Source organism: Aurantimicrobium minutum (assembly GCF_002355535.1).
Taxonomy (GTDB): Bacteria; Actinomycetota; Actinomycetes; order Actinomycetales; family Microbacteriaceae; genus Aurantimicrobium; species Aurantimicrobium minutum.
The window spans coordinates 1360345-1375360 of sequence record NZ_AP017457.1 but is presented as its reverse complement, the minus strand read 5'-3'; the positions used below and the strand labels follow the sequence as shown (position 1 = coordinate 1375360).

General features: G+C 54.0%; 15 protein-coding genes. 10 read left to right on the top strand and 5 right to left on the bottom strand.

Annotated features, from left to right (window positions below):
* Position 1 precedes the first annotated feature (1 nt).
* Both AUMI_RS06775 and AUMI_RS06770 read right to left on the bottom strand, forming a co-directional pair.
* Positions 2 to 1585 carry a phytoene desaturase family protein gene (locus AUMI_RS06775; protein ID WP_096382766.1) on the bottom strand — a complete coding sequence of 528 codons (1584 nt, stop codon included), beginning with the start codon at positions 1583 to 1585 and terminating at the stop codon, positions 2 to 4.
* A gap of 33 nt (positions 1586 to 1618) precedes the next feature.
* Positions 1619 to 2050 carry an Lrp/AsnC family transcriptional regulator gene (locus tag AUMI_RS06770; protein ID WP_096382765.1) on the bottom strand — a complete coding sequence of 144 codons (432 nt, stop codon included), beginning with the start codon at positions 2048 to 2050 and terminating at the stop codon, positions 1619 to 1621.
* Positions 2051 to 2074: 24 nt separating this feature from the next.
* On the opposite strand from AUMI_RS06770, the gene AUMI_RS06765 reads away from it, so the two are divergent.
* The 4 genes from AUMI_RS06765 to AUMI_RS06750 are packed head-to-tail and all read left to right on the top strand — an operon-like array spanning position 2075 to position 6398.
* Positions 2075 to 3358: a Mur ligase family protein gene (locus tag AUMI_RS06765; RefSeq protein WP_197702061.1), complete on the top strand. Its 1284-nt coding sequence runs from the start codon at positions 2075 to 2077 to the stop codon at positions 3356 to 3358.
* Entirely contained in the window at positions 3355 to 4074 is a 720-nt protein-coding gene (locus tag AUMI_RS06760; protein ID WP_096382762.1) for a type 1 glutamine amidotransferase, read from the top strand. The genes AUMI_RS06765 and AUMI_RS06760 overlap by 4 nt, the downstream gene beginning before the upstream one ends.
* 9 nt (positions 4075 to 4083) lie before the next feature.
* Positions 4084 to 5553, top strand: a complete 1470-nt coding sequence (locus AUMI_RS06755; RefSeq protein WP_096382759.1) for a peptide MFS transporter — start codon at positions 4084 to 4086, stop codon at positions 5551 to 5553.
* Positions 5553 to 6398, top strand: a complete 846-nt coding sequence (locus AUMI_RS06750) for an alpha/beta fold hydrolase (RefSeq protein ID WP_096382756.1) — start codon at positions 5553 to 5555, stop codon at positions 6396 to 6398. The genes AUMI_RS06755 and AUMI_RS06750 overlap by 1 nt, the downstream gene beginning before the upstream one ends.
* Here the strand turns inward: AUMI_RS06750 and AUMI_RS06745 are convergent.
* A complete protein-coding gene (locus AUMI_RS06745) occupies positions 6395 to 6721 on the bottom strand; it encodes a GNAT family N-acetyltransferase (protein ID WP_096382754.1) in 327 nt (108 codons plus the stop codon). The genes AUMI_RS06750 and AUMI_RS06745 overlap by 4 nt on opposite strands.
* Before the next feature lie 37 nt (positions 6722 to 6758).
* Between AUMI_RS06745 and AUMI_RS06740 the strand changes: the two genes are divergently transcribed.
* The 3 genes from AUMI_RS06740 to AUMI_RS06730 are packed head-to-tail and all read left to right on the top strand — an operon-like array spanning position 6759 to position 9263.
* The gene (locus tag AUMI_RS06740) at positions 6759 to 7610 is read left to right on the top strand and encodes a DNA-methyltransferase (protein WP_096383531.1); all 852 of its coding nucleotides are present in this window, start codon (positions 6759 to 6761) and stop codon (positions 7608 to 7610) included.
* Positions 7603 to 8268 carry a pyridoxamine 5'-phosphate oxidase family protein gene (locus tag AUMI_RS06735; protein ID WP_197702060.1) on the top strand — a complete coding sequence of 222 codons (666 nt, stop codon included), beginning with the start codon at positions 7603 to 7605 and terminating at the stop codon, positions 8266 to 8268. The genes AUMI_RS06740 and AUMI_RS06735 overlap by 8 nt, the downstream gene beginning before the upstream one ends.
* Positions 8269 to 8318: 50 nt before the next feature.
* Positions 8319 to 9263 carry a hypothetical protein gene (locus AUMI_RS06730; protein WP_096382748.1) on the top strand — a complete coding sequence of 315 codons (945 nt, stop codon included), beginning with the start codon at positions 8319 to 8321 and terminating at the stop codon, positions 9261 to 9263.
* 73 nt (positions 9264 to 9336) lie between these two features.
* Here AUMI_RS06730 and AUMI_RS06725 read toward each other — a convergent pair whose 3' ends face one another.
* Positions 9337 to 11148 carry an MDR family MFS transporter gene (locus AUMI_RS06725; protein ID WP_231951731.1) on the bottom strand — a complete coding sequence of 604 codons (1812 nt, stop codon included), beginning with the start codon at positions 11146 to 11148 and terminating at the stop codon, positions 9337 to 9339.
* Between the two features lie 114 nt (positions 11149 to 11262).
* Here AUMI_RS06725 and AUMI_RS06720 point away from each other — a divergent pair, with 114 nt between their 5' ends.
* Both AUMI_RS06720 and AUMI_RS06715 read left to right on the top strand, forming a co-directional pair.
* Complete coding sequence (locus AUMI_RS06720) at positions 11263 to 11649, top strand: winged helix-turn-helix transcriptional regulator (RefSeq protein ID WP_096382745.1); 387 nt, start codon at positions 11263 to 11265, stop codon at positions 11647 to 11649.
* Positions 11649 to 12413: a M15 family metallopeptidase gene (locus AUMI_RS06715; RefSeq protein ID WP_096382743.1), complete on the top strand. Its 765-nt coding sequence runs from the start codon at positions 11649 to 11651 to the stop codon at positions 12411 to 12413. Before AUMI_RS06720 ends, AUMI_RS06715 begins: the two co-directional genes overlap by 1 nt.
* Here the strand turns inward: AUMI_RS06715 and pgm are convergent.
* Positions 12410 to 14032 (bottom strand): phosphoglucomutase (alpha-D-glucose-1,6-bisphosphate-dependent), encoded by a 1623-nt coding sequence (gene pgm, locus AUMI_RS06710; RefSeq protein ID WP_096383528.1) that lies wholly within the window; start codon positions 14030 to 14032, stop codon positions 12410 to 12412. The genes AUMI_RS06715 and pgm overlap by 4 nt on opposite strands.
* Positions 14033 to 14066: 34 nt before the next feature.
* Here pgm and pheA point away from each other — a divergent pair, with 34 nt between their 5' ends.
* Positions 14067 to 15011 carry a prephenate dehydratase gene (gene pheA, locus AUMI_RS06705; protein WP_096382739.1) on the top strand — a complete coding sequence of 315 codons (945 nt, stop codon included), beginning with the start codon at positions 14067 to 14069 and terminating at the stop codon, positions 15009 to 15011.
* The last annotated feature ends 5 nt before the right edge of the window (positions 15012 to 15016 follow it).

The following is a 15016-nucleotide window of genomic DNA, read 5'->3' as shown; positions in this document are numbered from 1 at the left end:
ACTAGTTACTTTCGAGAACAGCCATGGCAGCGTTGTGGCCACCAATACCGGACACAGCACCACCGCGACGAGCACCTGAACCACACAACAGAACACTTGGGTACTCGGTTGCGACACCCCAACGCTTAGCGGGAGTGGAAAGGTCATCCCCATCTTCAACCCAGGGCCAGGAGAGCAGGCCGTGGAAAATGTTTCCACCGGTCATGTTGAGGGCATCTTCGAGATCAAGTGTGGTCTTGGTTTCAACACAGAGGTTGCCATTGGCATCGCGCATGAGCACGTCTTCGATGGGCTCAGCGAGCACGCTGTTGAGTGAGCGCAATACTGCTTCTTGTAGCTGTGCTCGAACGGCATCATTGTTCTCACGGTTGACCAGAGAGTGTGGCGCGTGAATACCAAACACAGTCAGTGTCTGTGCTCCTGAAGCACGCAGCTCTGGACCTAAAATGCTGGGATCACTGAGCGAGTGGCAATAGATTTCACACGGCATGGTTGACGGAACCTTGCCCGCAGAGGCTTCTTCGAAAGCTTTCTGCAGTTGGCCGTATGTTTCGTTGATGTGGAAGGTTCCGCCGAAAGCCTGCTCAGGTGTAACAGTTGGGTCCGCCAGTTTGGGAAGTCGCTTGAGCAACAAATTGACTTTAACTTGAGCGCCCTCCGGGCGCTTCTCAGGTGCCAGTTCTTCGCCGAGCAATTGAGCAAGAACCCAAGGGGAGACATTAGCGAGAACCCAGGGAGTGCTGACTTCGTGTGCCTGACCGTCCTTGGTGTAGAACACAGAACTGAGGTCACCAATTGATTCGGCTGGAGCAATTGCAGTTACTTCCGCTTCAGTGAGCAGGGTTGCACCTGCCTGGCGTGCGGCGCGTGCTATCTCACCCGAGACAGCACCCATGCCGCCTACCGGCACATCCCAGTCGCCGGTGGTGCCGCCGATCACGTGATACAAGAAGCAGCGGTTTTGATCCAGGCCGGCATCGTGTGGTGCGGCGAAGGTTCCGATAATGCCGTCAGTGTAAGCAACACCACGAGCAATGTCGCCCTTAATGTCACGTTCGATAACTTCACCCAGTGGGCGTTCGATAAATTCATCCCACACGACGTCGTTGCCCAGGAGTTGCTTGGCTTCTGAGCGAGTGACGAGAGGCTCAGTCACTGTGGGCCACAGCGCCTTGGCTAACTCAATTGTCTTGGCATAAAACGCTTCAAAGCCGGCAGCATCTTCTGCTTCACCAATGCGAGAGAACGAGGACGCTGTCGCAGAAGAATCCTGGTTATCGACAAGTAAACCCAGTTCAGGGTTTGCGGGCACAGGAGTGTAGGAAGAGTAGCGGCGGCGAATGAGTTTCACATCCAGTCCAAGATCATCAATGATCTTTTGGGGCAGAAGACTCACCAGGTAGCTGTATCGGGAGAGCCGGGCATCAATGCCCTCAAATGCCTCAGCGGAGATTGCAGCACCACCGACGTGGTCACTTCGCTCCAGCACAAGAACAGACCGTCCGGTCTTAGCTAAATAGGCGGCGGCGGTCAGGCCGTTGTGACCCCCGCCAACGATAACGACGTCATAGGCTTCTTTGCTCATTCCTCCAGCCTAGCGGGGACGTTTGGGAACAAACTATTCGCGATAAATGAGCCGCGACATCACGATAGAAGTTCTCGTGTGGTCCACGTTTGGGGCGTTGCGCACAGCTTCCAGGGCATCTTCGAGGCTTGCAATATTGTGACTACGCATGTGCACAATCGCGTCAGCGCTTCCAGAGACGGTACCCGCATCGACGACATCTGGAACTCCTTCGAGGAGTCGGCGAAGCTCATCGGGTGCAACCGTGCCACGGCAGAACAATTCCACATAGGCCTCGGTCTCCAGACCCTCAACTGAAGGATCAACGTGGATTGTGAATCCACGAATAACTCCGTCAGTGATCAAGCGATCGACACGACGTTTGACGGCTGAAGCAGAGAGCCCAATGACGCTTCCAATGTCTCCATAGGCGGCTCGAGAGTTCTGACGCAATTGATCAATGATGCGACGGTCCAAGTTGTCCATGAGATGAGCTTATAAAGTGGAGAGGTGAATACGCCCCTGCGAACCCGTCTGGCGATTTCTGCAGGAAAACTTGCAGCCGCCACATCGAGGCTTGCTGGCCGTGGTGAGGGAATGATTATTGGCGGCAAAGTTGCCCTCAAAATATCTCCTCATGCTCTTGAACATCTCTCCCAGGGACGTGTTGCTGCTCTCGTTTCAGCAACAAATGGAAAGACCTCCACTACACGATTACTTGCCACTGCACTGAGTCAAGGCGGACCGGTAGCTTCTCCAACGACCGGTGCCAATATGACCGAAGGTGCCGTGTGGGCTTTGGCAACAGGTGAGCCAGGTGCTCAGGCTGTTCTCGAAGTGGACGAGGCTTACCTGCCCCGCATCGTGAAAGAGACTCAATCCAAGGTTGTGCTCTTGGGTAATCTCAGCCGTGACCAGCTGGACCGGATGAGTGAAGTGGCCATGCTGGCTCGCAAGTGGCGCAAAATGATTGAGCAGAACCCTGAGGTTCTCATCATCGCTAACGCGGATGATCCCATGATTGTTTTTGCTGCAGAGAAGGCAAAGAACATTGTGTGGGTTGCTGCAGGCCAAGCCTGGACCGCAGATTCTTCTGTCTGTCCTGAGTGTGGAACGTTGCTCACCCGTGACGAAAAGTCATGGAACTGTTCAGGGTGTGGACGCAGTCGCCCAACTCCCGATTGGGTTTTCGAGTGGACGGCCTCCGCCGGAAAGCATCAGGCAACGGCGGTCTCGCCGCAGGGCAAGAAATATGACCTGTCACAACTGAATCTGCCGGGTCGCTTTAATGCCTCAAATGCAACCATGGCACTTGCAGCGTGCAGTGTGCTCAAGGTTGACCTCGACAAAGCGGTGCAACTCATGTCGAGTGTGGCGGCAGTTTCAGGTCGCTATGCCATCGTGAAATCAGGTGCACTCAAAGTTCGCCTTCTGCTGGCTAAGAACCCTGCGGGGTGGAGCGAACTTCTCGACATCATGCCGCCGGCGCCAACCCCTGTGATCATCATGATTAATTCCAATCATGCGGACGGGCAGGATCCATCCTGGTTGTGGGATGTTCCCTTTGAACGTTTAGCGGGGCGCACCGTTATTGCATCAGGTAATCGTCGACGAGATCTTGCTGTTCGACTCCTGCACGCGGGCGTTGATGCTCTGGTTGTGGAGGATCCTTTTGCCTCAGATGCCGATCTGCCTGCCTCTGTTCGTGAGCTGGCCGTCATCGACTGCGCAGCAACCTACACGGCATTCCAAAAGATTCGTGTGGGAGCTCTTGAGGGTGAGGTGGATGCATGAGCAAGAGCGTGAAGATTGCTTCGATCTATCCCACCCTGTTGGGAACCTATGGTGATGGTGGCAATGTGGCTGCCCTCAAGCACATTGCCGGCCTGCATGAGATAGCTGTTGAGATTCTCGAGATTTCTCCCGGCCAAACAGTTCCGCATAACGCAGACATCTATGTTCTTGGTGGTGGGGAAGATACCGCGCAGTCCGCTGCCGCAGCTGCGCTGCACGCCAGCGGTGCGCTCGCCGAGGGTGTGAAGAATGGCGCATCAGTCTTTGCTATCTGTGCCGGATACCAAATTTTGGGCCACACATTCCTTGACGCCGAAGGCAAACCTTCTCAAGGGATGGGTCTGCTGGATGTCACCACAGATCGTTTGGAGAGGCGTGCTGTGGGAGAAATGATCGCCATCCCCAGTGAGTTCGCCCCGGCAGGTTTGTCCCAAGCATTCACCGGCTATGAAAACCATGGTGGTCACACTCACCTTGGTTCTGATGTTCGCCCGCTCGCAACCGTTACCCACGGCATTGGAAATGGTGATGGCACCGAAGGCGCTATCAATGGCAGGGTCATCGGAACCTATTTCCACGGACCCTGTTTGGTGCGTAACCCTCTCATGGCTGAGCAGTTGCTGAGCTGGGCAGTTGATCGCCCGCTTGAACACATCGTTGAGGCTGAAGTTGAAGCACTTCGTCACGAACGATTCGATTTTGTTTCCAAGAATTAGGATTGCCTGATGAGCTCAGTCGCACCTGCAACGAAGCCTGAGAAATTATTCTTTGGCCAGCCCCGCCAACTCACCACGATCTTTGGTGTGGAAATGTGGGAGCGTTTCTCCTTCTACGGCATGCAGGGAATCCTGCTTTTGTACATGTTCTACCCTGCCTCTGAAGGCGGTTTGGGCATTGATGTTAAGGTCGCTACCGGCATCGTCGGAGCCTATGGTGGTGGTGTTTATCTGGCCACCATCTTGGGCGCGTGGTTAGCTGACCGTCTCTTTGGTAGCGAACGTGTCTTGTTCTTTGCTGCAGTCATGGTCATGTTTGGCCACGTGGCACTGGCTGTGCTTCCTGCTTATGTGGGTCTGACTGTTGGTTTGATTTTGATTGCCATCGGTGCCGGTGGTGTGAAGGCTAATGCGACAAGCATTGTTGGTCAGCTTTATGCACCCGGCGATGTTCGCCGGGATGCGGGTTTCTCTCTGTATTACCTAGGTATCAACCTGGGTGCTTTCGTTGGCCCGCTTGCTACTGGTTTCTTGCAGACCACCTACGGATTCCACTGGGGCTTCGGTCTTGCTGCTGTTGGTATGGCTGCTGGTTTGACCCAGTATTCGATTGGTCGCCGCAAGCTCCCTGAACAGACACGTCTCGTTCCTAACCCACTTCCTTCCAACAAGAAGTGGATTGTGGCAGCGTTGGCTGTTGCCGGCATTGCCTTGATTGCGATCTTGGTTCTTTCCGGGGTGATCACCAGCGGGAACCTCTCCACCGTGATTATTGTGGTTACCCTCGCTGCGGCCATCGCCTACTTTGTGGTTATCTTGGGCAGCAAGCTCATCACGAATGTGGAACGCAATCGTGTGCTGGCGTTCATTCCACTGTTTATTGCCTGTGCTGCATTCTGGTCTCTATATCAGCAGCAGTTCACGGTCGTGACTGTCTTTGCCAACGACCAGCTGAACCTGAGCATCTTCGGATGGGACATGCCTGTCTCGTGGGTCCAGTCCATTAACCCCATCTTCATCCTTGCCCTCTCTGGTGTGTTCGCTGCGTTGTGGACCAAGTGGGGAGCTAAGCAGCCCAGTACTCCGGTCAAGATGGGTCTGGGAACAATCGTGATGGGTATTGCATTCTTGCTTTTCCTCACCGTGTACAACGCTGCTCCTCACACTGCTCCACTGCTGGCATTAGTTGCCATCTTGTTTGTGTTCACTATTGCGGAGCTCTTGATTTCTCCAGTGAGCCTTTCAGTGAGCACCAAGCTGGCACCTACTGCGTTCCGCACGCAGATGGTGGCGCTGTTGTTCCTCTCCAGTGCATTGGGAACAGCAATGTCAGGTCAGCTCGCTGGTCTCTATGACGAGAAGCACCCTGAAATGAACTTCGATTACTTCGCCTACTCTGGCCTGGCAGCTATCGGTCTCGGTATTGTGCTCTTACTCATTCGTAAGTGGGTTCTCAAGCTGATGGAAGGCGTTCGCTAATGAAAACGGCCGAATACATTGATCCACAAGGCGTGACCATTGTTTATGACGTGTATTCGGTAGAGAAACCGAGAGCAGTTGTTCAGATTATGCATGGCCTCGGTGATCACGCCGGACGCTATGCGCACGTCGCAGTGGCATTGAACTCGGCAGGGTTCTCGGTCTATGCCCCGGATCAGCGTGGACATGGTCGCACCGGCGTCAAGCAGTTTGGCGGAGATCTGTCCAAGCTAGGAAAGTTGGGCCCTGGCGGCCTCCGCGCTGCGGTGGCAGATTTCACTCAGATGACCGAGATCATCCGGGAGCAAAACCCTGGAGTCCCCATCGTTCTCTTAGGTCACAGCATGGGTTCCTTGATGGGACAGATTCTGATCAACGACCACGCGGCAGACTATGCCGCGGTCGTGTTCTCGGGAAGTGCTTACCGACAGCCAGGCTCCATGAATGCCGGCAAGCTCAATAAGCGCTTTGATACCCCAGGCTGCACCGGACACGAGTGGCTTAGCCGTGATCCTGCGGTGTGGACATCGTTCAAAGAAGACCCGTGGACCTTTGAAGCTGACACTCTCAAGCTTTATGGTGTTGCGGATGGATTACGCCTGTTCGGCAAGCCCTCCAAAGATATGGCACAGGTTCCCATCTTGCTCATCGTGGGCGAAGACGATCCTTTAGGTGGCAAACCCAGCAACATCAAGCTCGCCGAGAGCTATATCGAGCGCGCAGGCCAAACAGATGTGACCGTGGGTGTGTATCCCGAGGCTCGTCACGAAATCTTTAACGAGACCAACAAAGAACAGGTCATCGACGACATGATCTCGTGGATTTCTGAACGGGTAGCGTCCTAAACAATCCGGCAGGTGTTACCCAGTTCGGCATCCACCCCACCAGATCGTGCCTTGTCAACATAGCCGGGGTGCAGATCAAGCCACTGGGTGACAAACCAGCATCCCGAAGTGACCTTCTTTGTCGTGGTCGCAATGATGTCGTCGATGGTTTGACGAACCAAAATAGCCCCAAGCCCTTCATTGCGATGAGCGGGGTCAATGAAGGTGCCGGTAATCATGATGTCGTTCTCTCGAGAGAGGTAGTTGGCTACGCCAACTTCCTTGTCATCAATCATGATGACGTAGCGAGATTTACTGGGCTGGTGAACGACTTCAGTGCTCATAGAACGAGCCTACGACGAGAACTGCCAGAATAGGCAGGTGAGTTCTGCAACCGGCCGCATCATCAAGGGAAACAACCTTGATGTCTTAGCGACGTTGCCTGATGAGTCAGTCACCCTGATTTATATCGACCCACCTTTCAACACTGGCCGTGAACAAACACGCAGCAAGGTCACCTCAGTGCTCGCCGCGGATGATTCGACTAAGGGTTTGGTGGGCTTCAAAGGTAAGAGCTATGAGCGCACGCGCAGCGACCTCATGAAATATGACGATCGCTTTGATGACTACTGGGCGTTCCTTGAGCCGCGCCTGCGCGAAGCGTGGCGTCTGCTTGCTGATGATGGAACGCTCTATCTTCACCTTGACTATCGCGAGGCACACTATGCCAAGGTGATGCTGGATGCACTCTTTGGCCGTGAAAGTTTTATCAACGAACTCATTTGGGCATATGACTATGGCGCAAAGGCCAAAGGTCGCTGGCCTGCCAAGCATGACACCATCCTGGTTTATGTGAAGAACCCCAAGTCTTACTACTTCAACTCTGAAGAGGTCGACCGGGAGCCCTATATGGCTCCAGGTTTGGTCACTGCTGAGAAGGCCGCCAAAGGAAAACTTCCCACTGATGTGTGGTGGCACACCATTGTCTCTCCAACCGGCAAAGAGAAGACCGGCTATCCCACGCAAAAGCCTGAAGGTATTCTTCGCCGCATCATTCAAGCCTCCAGTCGCGAGGGAGACACTGTTCTCGACTTCTTTGCTGGGAGTGGAACAACCGGTGCTGCCGCCCTAGCCTTGGGCCGAAACTTCATCTTGGTGGATCAGAACCCTGAATCACTCAAGGTGATGAAGTCACGTTTTGCCGAGTATGACAAGCAGGTGTCTTTTGAGTAATCACGAACTTCCTCGCACGGAACAAACACGAGTTAAGCGTCTTGATGAGAAGCAGGTTTTCGGTCGCGATGCGTTGAACGCTCTTCTCGACGAGGCCATTTTTGGACACGTTGCCGTGGTTCGAGAAGGAAAGCCCCTGGTGTTGCCAGTGGGTATTGGTCGCGACGGTAATCACCTGCTCATTCACGGTTCTACTGGTTCTGGAATCTTCCGGGAGATAGCTGATGGCCGGGATGTCTGTGTAGCCGTAACACTGTTGGATGGCCTTGTGTATGCCCGCTCGGCTTTTGAAAGCTCCATGCACTACCGCTCTGCTGTCATCATGGGCACAGCAACAGTCATCGAAGGTGACCAAAAACTTTCGGCTCTTGCAACCCTGACCAACCACATGATGCCAGGCCGTTGGAATGAGGTTCGCGAGACCACCAAGAAAGAACTCGCCGCAACCATGGTGCTGAGCATCCCGTTGGATGTAGCCAGCGTGAAGGTGAGTGCTGGACCGGTTGATGAGTTTGAGGATGATGGAGATGACCGCTCTATCTGGGCAGGCATTCTCCCCTTGCGCGTGGTTGCCGGTGATCCCGTTCCATCTGAAATGACTCCGGAGGGAACCCCCGTGTCACCCTCGGTTATCAAACAACGACAGCGGTTGATCTAATTCCTTTGTTGTGGGGTTCCTCCGCTTCTCACGAGACCTAGACTCAAAGAATGAAGAGCTGGAACCTTAATCCCATCGCTGCAGTTGTCGCATTGTTTTGTGCGGTTACATTTGGCGCGGGGGGAGCCATTGCCTATGTGAACTTGAGTTCAGAGCCCGAAGCTGCTCCAGATAAATCTTCTTCCCTGATGTATGTGTTGAATGCGGGTGAAGGCAATCTTGTTCAGAACGAAGCCAAGAATTACACAATGACATTAAGCGAAACAAGTGAGTCGATTATTTGGTTCACAGATCGACCTGAACGTCTAGCGGACTCTGTCTCGACAGCACGATTTATAGACAGTTGGCAAAAACTAGGTTTTACTGATGATCCTCCCAATATCACCATGACCTTAGAGCCGGCGGACGGCACTTCCAACGAAATGACTATTGTTGCGACATTGACCGATCCTGTATACGACCGAGCTGCCGGAACACTCACAAGTCAGCTGCTGATTGTTTTGGAAGAGGACTTGCGGTCAAACGGTGGTGAACTTGATTTAGAAAAAGCATCAAGTGAAGCTGAACTACCACCATCCTTCGAAAAGGTAACTGTATTTATTGACAATTCAGGATATGTCGATGAAAACGGAGAACTGGTTCTTTGCACCAATGACTTTGGTCAAGAAAACGAAGGGTGTACTACATTTTCTGGTGATCAAATGAGGGAGTTGTGTGAGTCGAACGTTGACTGTGCACGCAATCTAGACGCCGACGGGAATCTCTCAGTGTGCTACACCAACCAGGACTGTGGGTTCTATCCGGCAGACGCACTCCGTGAACTTTGTTACTCAGACGAAGCCTGTTTTCAATACACACAGCTCTATCAAAAGGAAAAACAAGGACAAAGTGATGAGCAACAAATGATTGATACTTTTATCAATGAATCTATTGCCGCCTACGATGAAAAGCTAGGCGTTATCCAACTTTGTGAATCTAGTTCTCCCTGTAAATGAATAAGAAATAGCTACAGAGAAATGCTTGTCTAACAGATCTGCCCCGTGGTTAGCTGGGGCAGATCTGTAACAACTAAGAAGCAGATTTAACTTTCTTCTTTTCCTTGGCTACTGCTTTTTCTTTGTGTGCTTGACGGGCAGCTTCACGCTTTTCTGCCTCTTTGAGACGAATTGCGCCTGTAGCTGTTCCAGGCTCAACCATTGAGCCCATCATCTCTGCAGCATTCTCAGCGAGCAGCACGGCGTCCTCGTCTGCTGCTTCTTGCATTGCAGACTTCTGGCGAAGAGGAGTTGCCTTGAGGAACCAGCTGAGGATGAATGCGATCGTTACAACAACCAGGCCAATCCAGTAAACCTGAACGGTTGCGTCAGCAAACCCAACAAGGAATGGCTTAGCTAATGCTTCGTTGGCCCCAACGAGGAAGGAGGTGTCTCCGTTGAGGGAGGTTCCAATTGCGGTGGGGTCTTTGTAGATTTCGATGATGGCCGCGTTGGCAGGGTCCTGCGTCACAGCAGGATCTGCCAGTGCTTTGGCCACACCAGCAGTGATTGAGGGTGTGGTGAAGGCACTCTTCAGTGCTTCCGGGATGGCGTTGAAGAGTACCGAGAACAAAATTGCTGTTCCCGCGGTTCCACCCATCGTGCGGAAGAAGGTGGACGAGCTGGTGGCAACACCAATGTCACGTGGGCCTACAGAGTTCTGGCTGGCCACGGTGAGGGTTTGCATCAGCTGACCCAGACCTGCACCCATGAAGAACATGCCCAACATGACGAACCAGAAGGGGCTATCCCAGGTCAAACGCGTGAAGAGCAAGAAGCCCAAAATCATGAAGGCAGTACCTATGCGGGGGAACCACTTGTAGCTTCCCGTGCGAGCCATAACTTGACCACTCACAATGGACGCAATCATCATGCCCAAGATCATCGGCAGCATGAGCAGACCGCTCTCGGTGGGGGTAGCACCCTTGACCAACTGAAGGTAGAGAGGGATGGTCATCATGGCGCCGAACATTCCAAAACCAACAAACACACCCAAGATGGTGGCCATGGTGAACGTTTGAGACTTGAACATCTTCATGGGTATGAGTGCGTCATCACCCATGGAGCGTTCAATCATGACGAACGCCACGGCAGAAGCCACACCGATGAGGTAGCAAGATAGGGATGCTGTAGAGAGCCAGCCCCACTCGCGACCCTGCTCGGCGACAAGAAGGAGGGGAACGGTTGCGGTAATTACCGTGGCGGCACCCCACCAGTCAATGCGAACACGGCGGTGCGTCTTGGGCAGGTGGAGTGCCTTGAGAACGATGGCGAGAGCAACGATTCCAATGGGCACGTTGATGAGGAAGACCCAACGCCATCCGGCGATGCCGAGGATTTCTGGAGTTCCCGAGAGCACGCCACCAATGAGGGGGCCAATCACGCTGGAGACACCAAAGACCGCGAGGAAGTAACCCTGGTATTTCGCACGCTCCCGCGGAGCAAGCATGTCACCCATGATGGCAAGCGGTAGCGCCATCAAACCACCGGCACCCAGTCCCTGAATGGCGCGGTATCCAGCCAACGAATACATCGTGTCTGCTGTTCCAGCAAGGAATGAACCGATGACGAAAATACTGATGGCAATGATGAACAGCGGGCGTCGCCCGAAGATGTCGCTGAGCTTGCCATACAGAGGAGTCGAGATGGTCGACATGATCATGTAGGCCGTGGTGACCCAGGCCTGGAGCGCCATTCCGTCGAGGTCATCGGCGATGGTACGCATGGAGGTACTGACCACGGTTTGGTCGAGCGCGGAGAGGAACATACCGGACATGAGTCCGATCATCACGAGCATGATTTCTCGCTTGGACATCACCGCGTCGGCGACAGCTTTTGCAGACATTTAAAGCCTTTGGTTAGAAGGAAAACTTATGTGAAGTTACTAAAAGTAACTGCGGTAACACATAGTATCCTAGAATCGCTGAAGTCAACCACAATTTCCACAGGGGGTGAGCACATGAGTACTGACTTGAACAGCATCAAAGAACGTATCCAGGCCACGGACAGGGACGTCTTCTTCTCGGTGCTCTCCCACATCGGTGACAAGTGGAGCCTTGTTTTACTCGGAGTGCTCAGTAGAGAGCCCATGCGGTACACCCAACTCGTGGAACGCATCCCCAAGATTTCTCGGCGCATGCTTACTGTCACACTTCGGCAGCTGGAACGTGACGGATTGATCGAACGCGTCGTTCACGCTGAAACACCACCCTGGTTTGAATATGCGCTTACCGAATTAGGTCAAACGCTCATTGTTCCTGTTCGCGCGCTTGCCGACTGGACGCTGGACAACATTGATCTCATTATCGAAAAGCGTGAAGCATACGATCGGGAAAACCCGTCCTGATGATGCGCAGAACGACCGCACTGAGCTCTGTGTTGATTGCTTCTGTCTTTCTGGGAGGTTGTGCCACTGGGAGTGTTGACATTGCCACGTCAACACCAACGGCCACACAGACCGCAACCGCGAGCCCTGCGGCAACGCCAACACCAACACCGAAGCCTGCGCGCACACCCTTCTTCAACATCGATGACCCCAACTCCATCACCGTGGTGGTGAATAAACACCGCCCGCTCAATCCCAGCAACTTTGAATCCCCAGACATGTCGGTGCCCACAGCACTGTCTAACCCCTACAGTCGCCCCCTGCGTACTGAAGCAGCACAAGCACTCGACCGCATGGCCACAGATGCGGCTGCGGCAGGAATACAGCTCAGTGTTGCCAGCGCCTATCGCAGCTACGACACCCAGGTTGCAACCTATAACGGCTTTGTTGCCCGAGATGGCCAAGCCCAAGCAGACACCTATTCGGCCAGGCCCGGTCACTCCGAACATCAAACCGGGTTAGCTGTTGACCTCAACGACGGCGGTCCCTGCCAGGTCGATGTCTGCTTCGCAGACACCGCCGCAGGGCAGTGGCTTGCAGCCAATTCCTGGCAGTACGGCTTCATTGTTCGCTACCCCAACGGCTACGACTCCATCACTGGGTATCAGTATGAGCCCTGGCATTTCCGCTATGTCGGAACCCGCGTCTCCACCGCGATGCACAACCTGAAAATTCCCACCCTGGAGCAGTTCTTTAACCTCGAACCAGCTCCGAGTTACTACTAAGAGTTCAGTGCAGCGTCAACAATCTTCTTAGCTTCAGCCTGAACTTGCTTGAGGTGCTCAGGGCCGCGGAACGATTCAGCATAGATTTTGTAGACATCTTCTGTTCCTGAAGGGCGGGCAGCAAACCAGGCATATTCGGTTTCCACTTTCACCCCGCCAATAGCTTCGCCATTGCCTGGAGCGTGAGAGAGCTTGGCAATAATGGGATCGCCCGCAAGCTCCGTGGCGGTGATGTCATCACCGCTGAGCTTGCCCAGGCGAGCCTTCGCTTCACGGTCTGCTGGCGCATCCACGCGAGCATAGGCAGGGTCACCAAACTGCTCAGTGAGGTTGTAATACAACTGCGAGGGAGTCTTGCCTGTGACGGCAATAATTTCTGCAGCTAACAAAGCCAAGATGATTCCGTCCTTATCGGTGGTCCACACGGTTCCGTCTTTGCGCAGGAACGAGGCACCGGCGCTTTCTTCACCACCGAAACCAACCGAGCCATCCACCAGACCGGGGACAAACCATTTAAAGCCCACCGGAACTTCCCACAGCACCCGGCCTAAACCATCGGCAACGAAGTTAATCATGGAGCTGGAGACCAGTGTCTTGCCGATGCGGGCATCTTGCCGCCATCCGGGACGGTTGGCAAAAAGATATTCAATAGCCACAGCGAGGTAGTGGTTTGGGTTCATCAGTCCCGCATCTGGAGTGACGATGCCGTGACGGTCAGCATCAGCGTCATTACCTGTGAGCAAATCAAAATCGTGACGTTTCGAAATCAGAGAAGCCATCGCGTTAGGACTGGAAGGATCCATGCGAATCTTCTCATCCCAGTCCAAGGTCATAAACGACCAAGCTGGGTCAACCTCGGGGTTCACCACCGTGAGGTTGAGTCCATAGCGTTCCTTGATAGCCGTCCAATACGCGACAGAGGCACCACCAAGGGGATCAGTACCGATGTGGACGCCGGATTCAGCAATAGCTTGCATATCGATGACATTCTCAAGATCTGCAACGTACTGCTCGAGGAAGTCATACTCCTCAATCAGACCCTCAGGGTTTGTGCGCTTGACATCAACCAAGCCGCCTTCGATGAGTTCATTAGCCCGAGCAGCAATCCAGTTTGTGGCGGAAGAGTCCGCAGGACCACCGTGGGGAGGGTTGTATTTGAAACCGCCATCCTGAGGTGGGTTATGGCTGGGGGTCACCACGATGCCGTCAGCTTCATCCCCATGCCCGGCTTTGTTGTATTCCAAGATGGCGTGAGAAACAGCAGGCGTGGGGGTGAAACCGTCACGTGAATCTTTGAACGTGCGAACCCCGTTAGCGGCAAGTACTTCCAGAGCTGTTTCGTGAGCAGGGCGGGACAGGCCGTGGGTATCCATGCCGATAAAGAGGGGACCAGTAATTCCCTGCAGGGCACGATATTCCACAATGGCCTGGGTTGTTGCCAGGATGTGTTGCTCATTGAAAGCCGCGTTCAGTGATGAGCCACGGTGGCCACTGGTGCCAAAAACCACGCGCTGTTCAGGCACGGTCATATCCGGAGTCAGGTCGAAATAGGCCCTCACCAACTCATGAATATCAATGAGGTCAGAGGGCAGGGCAGGGGTTCCAGCGCGAGTAGTCACAAGCCAAGTTTGCCAGTGCCGGTACATTTGGAACATGAGTTCTTCAGAAAAAGTTTCCACGGCGCCGGCTTACAGCTATCTCGGGCCTGCCGGAACCTTTACTGAAGCTGCCCTCTCGCAGGTTCCAGAAGCCGCCGGAAAGACCTGGCACTCGGTCAATAACGTGGGCGAGGCGCTCGCAGACGTAGTCTCTGGCCGTTCTGTTGCAGCCATGATCGCGATCGAAAACTCGGTCGAAGGTGGCGTCACAGCAACCCAAGACGCTCTGGCCAACATTCCCAACCTGCGCATCATCGGTGAATACCTTGTCCCCGTTGAGTTCGATCTCGTTGCGCGCCAGGGAACTTCCCTCGCAGACATCAACGTCATCAACGCACACCCAGTTGCTTATGCACAGTGCCGGGGCTGGTTAGAAAAGACCCTGCCTCACCATGGCCACATCCCCTCCTCGAGCAATGTGGCGGCAGCGGCCAGTCTCCTCGAGACAGACACCGCAGATGCCGCCATTGCTCCTGCCGGCATAGCCAAGCACTATGACGTTGAGGTCTTAGCCTCAGGCATTGCCGATAACCCCAACGCGGTAACCAGGTTCGTGCTGGTCAGCAAGACCACCGAACTTCCTGCACCCACCGGTTCAGACAAGACCAGCTTGATTGTGGAGCTACCGGATGACCGCGCCGGTGGTCTTCTGGAAATGCTGGAACAGTTCGCAACCCGTGGTGTGAATCTGTCGCTGATTCAGTCACGTCCCATCGGGGATGAATTTGGCCGATACCGCTTCGTCATTGACGCGGAAGGTCACGCCCGTGACGAACGCGTTGCTGACGCACTTCTTGGTTTGCGCCGTTTCAGCCCCAAGGTGATCTTCCTAGGTTCCTACCCTCGTGCAGACAAAGTCACCACCCAACATTCCCAGCGTTACGCCGACGGCATCTTCCAAGATGCACGTGCGTGGCTTGCGGAAATACTCGGAGACTAGCCTGA

Excerpts from the sequence above, each read along its gene's own strand:
- AUMI_RS06725 (WP_231951731.1), bottom strand. The coding sequence starts at position 11,148 with ATGTCTGCAAAAGCTGTCGCCGACGCGGTGATGTCCAAGCGAGAAATC.
- AUMI_RS06775 (WP_096382766.1), bottom strand. The coding sequence starts at position 1,585 with ATGAGCAAAGAAGCCTATGACGTCGTTATCGTTGGCGGGGGTCACAAC.
- AUMI_RS06745 (WP_096382754.1), bottom strand. The coding sequence starts at position 6,721 with ATGAGCACTGAAGTCGTTCACCAGCCCAGTAAATCTCGCTACGTCATC.
- AUMI_RS06750 (WP_096382756.1), top strand. The coding sequence starts at position 5,553 with ATGAAAACGGCCGAATACATTGATCCACAAGGCGTGACCATTGTTTAT.
- pheA (WP_096382739.1), top strand. The coding sequence starts at position 14,067 with ATGAGTTCTTCAGAAAAAGTTTCCACGGCGCCGGCTTACAGCTATCTC.
- AUMI_RS06760 (WP_096382762.1), top strand. The coding sequence starts at position 3,355 with ATGAGCAAGAGCGTGAAGATTGCTTCGATCTATCCCACCCTGTTGGGA.
- AUMI_RS06715 (WP_096382743.1), top strand. The coding sequence starts at position 11,649 with ATGATGCGCAGAACGACCGCACTGAGCTCTGTGTTGATTGCTTCTGTC.
- AUMI_RS06755 (WP_096382759.1), top strand. The coding sequence starts at position 4,084 with ATGAGCTCAGTCGCACCTGCAACGAAGCCTGAGAAATTATTCTTTGGC.
- AUMI_RS06770 (WP_096382765.1), bottom strand. The coding sequence starts at position 2,050 with ATGGACAACTTGGACCGTCGCATCATTGATCAATTGCGTCAGAACTCT.
- AUMI_RS06720 (WP_096382745.1), top strand. The coding sequence starts at position 11,263 with ATGAGTACTGACTTGAACAGCATCAAAGAACGTATCCAGGCCACGGAC.
- AUMI_RS06730 (WP_096382748.1), top strand. The coding sequence starts at position 8,319 with ATGAAGAGCTGGAACCTTAATCCCATCGCTGCAGTTGTCGCATTGTTT.